Origin of the sequence: Novosphingobium sp. ZW T3_23 (assembly GCF_044987305.1) — a bacterium.
Classification (GTDB): Bacteria; Pseudomonadota; Alphaproteobacteria; order Sphingomonadales; family Sphingomonadaceae; genus Novosphingobium.
In genome coordinates, this window is the sequence record NZ_JBJDRF010000109.1 from 1 (window position 1) to 5,165 (window position 5,165).

General features: G+C 61.5%; 5 protein-coding genes and 1 tRNA gene. 1 reads left to right on the forward strand and 5 read right to left on the reverse strand.

All coding sequences use genetic code 11. The features are described from left to right. Nucleotides 1-218: 218 nt before the first annotated feature. Nucleotides 219-740 carry a hypothetical protein gene (locus ACI3K3_RS25330; RefSeq protein WP_404918829.1) on the forward strand — a complete coding sequence of 174 codons (522 nt, stop codon included), beginning with the start codon at nucleotides 219-221 and terminating at the stop codon, nucleotides 738-740. A 224-nt stretch (nucleotides 741-964) separates the two neighbouring features. Here ACI3K3_RS25330 and ACI3K3_RS25335 read toward each other — a convergent pair whose 3' ends face one another. The 5 genes from ACI3K3_RS25335 to ACI3K3_RS25355 all read right to left on the reverse strand — a co-directional run bounded on the left by ACI3K3_RS25335 (nucleotide 965) and on the right by ACI3K3_RS25355 (nucleotide 4,973). Next, the gene (locus ACI3K3_RS25335; protein ID WP_404918831.1) at nucleotides 965-1,357 is read right to left on the reverse strand and encodes a transposase; all 393 of its coding nucleotides are present in this window, start codon (nucleotides 1,355-1,357) and stop codon (nucleotides 965-967) included. Nucleotides 1,358-1,438: 81 nt separating this feature from the next. Next, nucleotides 1,439-1,714, reverse strand: coding sequence for an HU family DNA-binding protein (locus ACI3K3_RS25340; protein ID WP_404918833.1), 276 nt, complete (start codon nucleotides 1,712-1,714; stop codon nucleotides 1,439-1,441). A 298-nt stretch (nucleotides 1,715-2,012) separates the two neighbouring features. Continuing rightward, nucleotides 2,013-3,164, reverse strand: a complete 1,152-nt coding sequence (locus ACI3K3_RS25345) for a site-specific integrase (RefSeq protein ID WP_404918837.1) — start codon at nucleotides 3,162-3,164, stop codon at nucleotides 2,013-2,015. 219 nt (nucleotides 3,165-3,383) lie between these two features. After that, complete coding sequence (locus ACI3K3_RS25350) at nucleotides 3,384-4,694, reverse strand: tyrosine-type recombinase/integrase (protein ID WP_404918835.1); 1,311 nt, start codon at nucleotides 4,692-4,694, stop codon at nucleotides 3,384-3,386. 202 nt (nucleotides 4,695-4,896) lie between these two features. Further along, nucleotides 4,897-4,973, reverse strand: a tRNA-Met gene (locus tag ACI3K3_RS25355). Between the last annotated feature and the right edge of the window lie 192 nt (nucleotides 4,974-5,165).

Sequence of the window (5,165 nt, forward strand, 5' to 3'; positions counted from 1 at the left end):
GGAAACCATCTTGGCCAGCGTTCATGTGCGAGCGCATCAACAGGCCGGACATACGAATGCAAGCGATCAGATCAATACTGCCGAAATGTTCTTGCAGGTAGGGGGCCGTCCACATACGGAATCCGCATCCAGCCCTCATTCAAGTTGGCGGAGAAGCGCCGCGACGGCGCCAAAGTCCACAAGCGCTATCACGCTCCGCGACGCCGTTCCAGCGTTTCATGGATGACCCGCGGACCAGCGAGCAAACACGCGAACGGCTACGGGACCTCGCTGCCAGGCTGGATCCCGTTCGACTGCTGCGAGACATCCGCACCGCGCAGCAGAAACTGGTGGTCCTGGCCGACGCCGTCGTCGTGGCAGATTCCACCGAAACGTCCCCCCCTCCGCTGGGGGCGTTCCTCTCGAGCCTGAAAGTTTTATGGCACAATGGTGAGGCGCGCCCTACGGCGGTTGATAAAGCGCCACGCAAGCGAGAACGGCGTCGACCGGATCCACTGCTTCAAGTGACCGACCAGTTAAAGGCCTGGTTCGAAGACGAGCCTTGGCGTACCGGACGGGAGTTGCTGGAGAAATTGCAAGCCGAGCAGCCGAACATCTACCCGGACGGCCTCCTGCGAACTATCCAGCGCCGTCTGAAAGGCTGGCGCACCGAACACGCGCGAGCGCTGGTGTTCAGCCACTCTTCCGGGCAGGCCAGCGCCACGCCAGCCGACACGGAAACCATCCTTACGGCCATGTGACGGATTGCCGTTCCGCCTCGCCTACGGCTCAGCTGCACGGCAATCCGTCACATGCAATGGCATTGATGCGCGAGGGCCTGTAAGGAACAATTACGTGAGGCAACGGTCGCGTCGTTCGGGAACGTTCCTTCGTGAGGCAACACGAATACTCATCCTGTTTGTCGCGCTACAAGTGAACCTTCCTTCACTCGGTGTCCGTCCTCATAGCATCTGCCACCAGAGCTCTATTGGTGTGCCTTTGGGCAGGCGTCTTCGGATTTGCGCCAGACGGGCGGGGAAGGCTTTTTAAAAGCGGTAATATCTTCAGGGCGCTGCCCCTGATGGCGCGGCCGGGCCGAAAGCTTGCGATAGCCCATGGTGCGAAGTTCATGCCCCAGCGCCTGCTTGCTGATCGAGATTTCGAACCCCTCCCATAGCCATTGGACGAGGTCGATGATCCGCCAACGAACAACGCCATGAACGGCGGGAATGGGGCCAGCCTCAATGGCATCTGCCAACGTGCGCCGATGACAGTCGTCGAGGATGGTATCTGGTCCTGGGGCCTTGCGCGTTTCCAGACCTTCAGGGCCCTGCGCGTTGAAGCGCAGCACCCAGTCCCTGACAATCTGTAGCGTCACCCCGCCGACCTTGGCTGCGTCGCTCCGGCTAGCCCCAACGTACGGCGCCGCGAACCGCGATGCGCCGTACGCCTCGGTGGCTTACCCGTTCAGCTTGTCCTTCACCGCCTTCGCGACGGTGAACGTGAGCTTTTTCGAGGCCTTGATGGTCATGGCCTCACCCGTCGCGGGATTACGGCCCTCGCGTTCAGGGCTGTCCTTGACCTTGAACTTGCCGAAGCCGTTGAGAGATATTTCCTCGCCCTTGGCCGCGGCATTGCCGATCGCATCGAACACCGCATCGACGATCTTGCGTGCGTCGGTTTTCGAAAGGTCGTGATCGGCGGCGATGGCTTCGGCCAGATCGCTGTTGTTCATAAGAAGTTCGTCCTGTCCATTTTTGTACCGCTGGCCTCGATTACCCGAGCTACGCAGCGTCAGCGGATCATGTCGCATGCGGATCGAGGTGCAAGACGCGGTATAGGGGCAACGCGATTCTGAAGCCTTTTGTCCACAATTTGAGGGTGACCGCTCTCCTGATGGCGCCCTGCTCGGCGTCGTGAACACCAGCTTGCAGAAACCATCATGAGCCAGACTCGCCCCTGGCCATGCAATCCTCGCCTGCACCGCACGCAGATCTTTTGAGACGCACGAATGCCCGCGCTAGGTCGTTTAATCAGCCCAGCTTCTTCATCAGCCGCCCTGCAGCGCCATGTTCGGCGGCGAGGTTGCGGTTGTAGACAAGCGGCATGCGGGGGCTCTTCCAGCGCAGCGCGTCCATGATCCCGGCGAGATCCTCGCCGCTGGCAAACAGATCCTGATTGAGCCCGACCCGCGTCGAGTGCGCCGAGATCCCTTGGAGCAGCCGCCCCAAGTCGTGCGCCGTGAGATCCGGCAGGGCGCCGCGATCGAAAGCGCGCTGGATGATTGCCCGATAAAGCGGACCGATCGAGCCTGGATGCAGCGGCTTCTCGCCGATATCGTATTCCACCCGCGCCGGCACCGCCGGCCGGGACACGGTCTTGCGCAGATCCCAGGCCTCGCGCCCGGAGATAGTCTCGATCCGCCGACCCTTGACCGCGGGGCGCGCCTTGTAGCGCCGCACTTGCACCCGCCGGAACAAGGCGCCCTCGGTAATTTCGGCTGCTTCGGTCCACGCCAGGATCGCGGCGACGCTACGCGGGCTCAGGAACGCGGTGGCGCCCTCCCCTTGCTGATCGCCTTTGTGCTTGGGAATCCTGAGCAGCCGCGCCTCGGGATCGATCGCCTCGGTGAGGTGCTCGATCGCCACCGCACAGAGCTCGGCGGCGCGCAGCCCGGTGTCGTAAGCCACGGACAGCAGCGCCCGATCGCGCAGGCCTGGCATATCGTCGGGGCAGCTATCGAGCAGCGCCCGGATATTGAGCCCGCGCGGTGTCTCACTCGCGACATCGCGCACCGGGCCCTTGAACCGCAGCGGCCGCGCCTGGGTCTGGGCCACGCCCTTGGCCTTGTTGATGGCCGCGAGCCGCAACCTGAGCAGTGGTGCCGCGGTCGGATCGGCGATGCCGAGGAGCTTATGCACCTTCGCGATCGAGGCCTTGTAACGCGACAGCGAGGCCGGCTTGCTGCCCTGCCCCGCCCGGGCGTCGAGATAGTCCGCCACTACTTCGGGGGTCGCTGGCAGCGTGATCCGGCCCGTACCTCGGCACCACCGATCGAAGGCCTCGAGATCGGACCGGAGTGCGCGGAGGGTATGCGGCGAGGATGCTGCCTGGAACGCGGCGATGAGTGGTTCGTCGATGGTGACGCGTTCGCCGGCGCGCAGCTTGACGATGGCCCACGCCAGATCGCCGAGCCCGCCTGGGACCGCGCCGGCATTCTATCCAGAGTTCAAAGCTTTTAGATCGGTGGGCTCGCCAGGTTCCATGGCCTCGAAACATACCTTCGTCATCGAAACGCGTCAAATATGCTTATGTGATAACGGCAATTATTGCATGCCCATTTATCAGTTGAAGTTCTGTAAAAGATCGGACTTATACTGTAGCCAAGCTGGGTTGATGTCAGATCATAATTGATCGTTAATGACTCCATATCGTTCCGCGGAATTCAAGGTTGGAAACGAAATGACATTGCTGCGATCCGCCGCAATCTTCGACTGGGGGCACATCGGTGTCACTGCATTAACCTGCCGACTTGCAGATGTTACGACGTCCGCCCAATCCTGAAGCATTCGCCGACGCGGAGTGAGATAGAGCGCACTGTTGTAGGCCCCGCGAATGTCGTTGTCGTCTGCATGCGCAAGCGCCATCTCGATCCAGTCGGAACTATAAACCTCTTGCTCGTTTCCCCAGGTCGACGCCATGCCGCGGAACCCGTGTACGGTCTGCCGCCCGCGGTAACCCATCCGATAACAGGCATAGATCATGGTATTCTGAGAGATCGGTTTACCGATCTTGGTTCCGGGAAACACAAGACCTTCACCGTTGGTCGATCGAAGCCGCCGGCGGAGGAGCTCAACCACCTGCTGCGAAAGCGGCACGAGATGCTCACGCTTCTTCTTCATCCGTTCGCCAGGAATTCGCCATAGCGGATTCTTGCCATCGAGGTCCTCGAACTCGTGCCAGGCCGCTAAACGTGTCTCTCTCGTCCGTCCCCATGTCAGCAGCGTGAACAACAGCGCCTCGCGCGTGATCTCGCGCCGCCGGGGATCTTCCTCACCGTCGTAGGCGTGGATCGCCTGTACAAGCTCGGGAAGCCGCTGGAGCGGCAACCGCGCCATATGCTTCACCTTGGGTCGCGGTTTGAGCGCTCCGGTGAGATGCGCCGAAGGATCGTGTTCTGCGGCACCCTCGGCGATCGCATAGCGGAATACCTGGCCGATCGACTGCAGGACTCGGCGGCTCACATCCAGCGCACCGCGCGTTTCGACGGTACGGATCGCCTGGAGTATAACCGGCGCCGTAAGTTCGCGGATGGGTGTCGCGCCCAGAGCCGGAAACGCGTCCCGCTCCAAGCGGGACAGGAGACGCCGCGCATGCGCAGGGTCGAGGCTTTCCTCACGCCGACTGTGCCATTCGCGCGCCATCATCTCGAAGGTCACGGAGTGCTGGCGCTCGGCCGCGTGCTGAACGCCAGGGTCCTGGCCTTGGGCCAACAACTCGCGCGCTTCATTTCGTCTGGCGCGGGCGGCGACCAACGACACGTCCGGGTACTTGCCGAAGCTGAGCAGCTTTTCCTTGCCGGCAAAGCGGTACTTCATCCGCCACAGCTTGGAGCCGTTCGGCTGCACGAGAACATGCAGTCCGCCGCCATCGGCAAGCTTGTAAGGTTTGCCGCGTTTGGCGGCATATTTGACCTCGAGTTCGGTGAGCGGCATCGGCCTGTGTCCATCTGGGGGTATCGCCGAAATGGTACCCCCAAAAATACCCCCAATCCAAATGGCTTTGGGTGCATGGCACAGGACACAGCGGGACGCTCAGTCGCGCCGCGGGATGGCCAAAATTATTTGATATCGTTGAGGAATTGGTCGCCCATGGACGGTACCGTACAGAGCGGGACGTTCGGATCGGGACTGTGTTTGGTTGCGGAGGTAGGATTTGAACCTACGACCTTCAGGTTATGAGCCTGACGAGCTACCGGGCTGCTCCACCCCGCGTCACCGTTTTGTTGCGTTTTTTGGAACGCGAAGAGGGCCTGCGAGGGCCCTCTTTTGGGGCACTTGTTGTGCCCTTTGTCATTGTGATGGGTTTTTATCGGCACGCCGGCTTCAATGCCTGGCGACGTCCTACTCTTCCAACGCTTGAGCGTTAGTACCATTGGCGCTGTCAGGTTTCACGGCCGAGTTCGA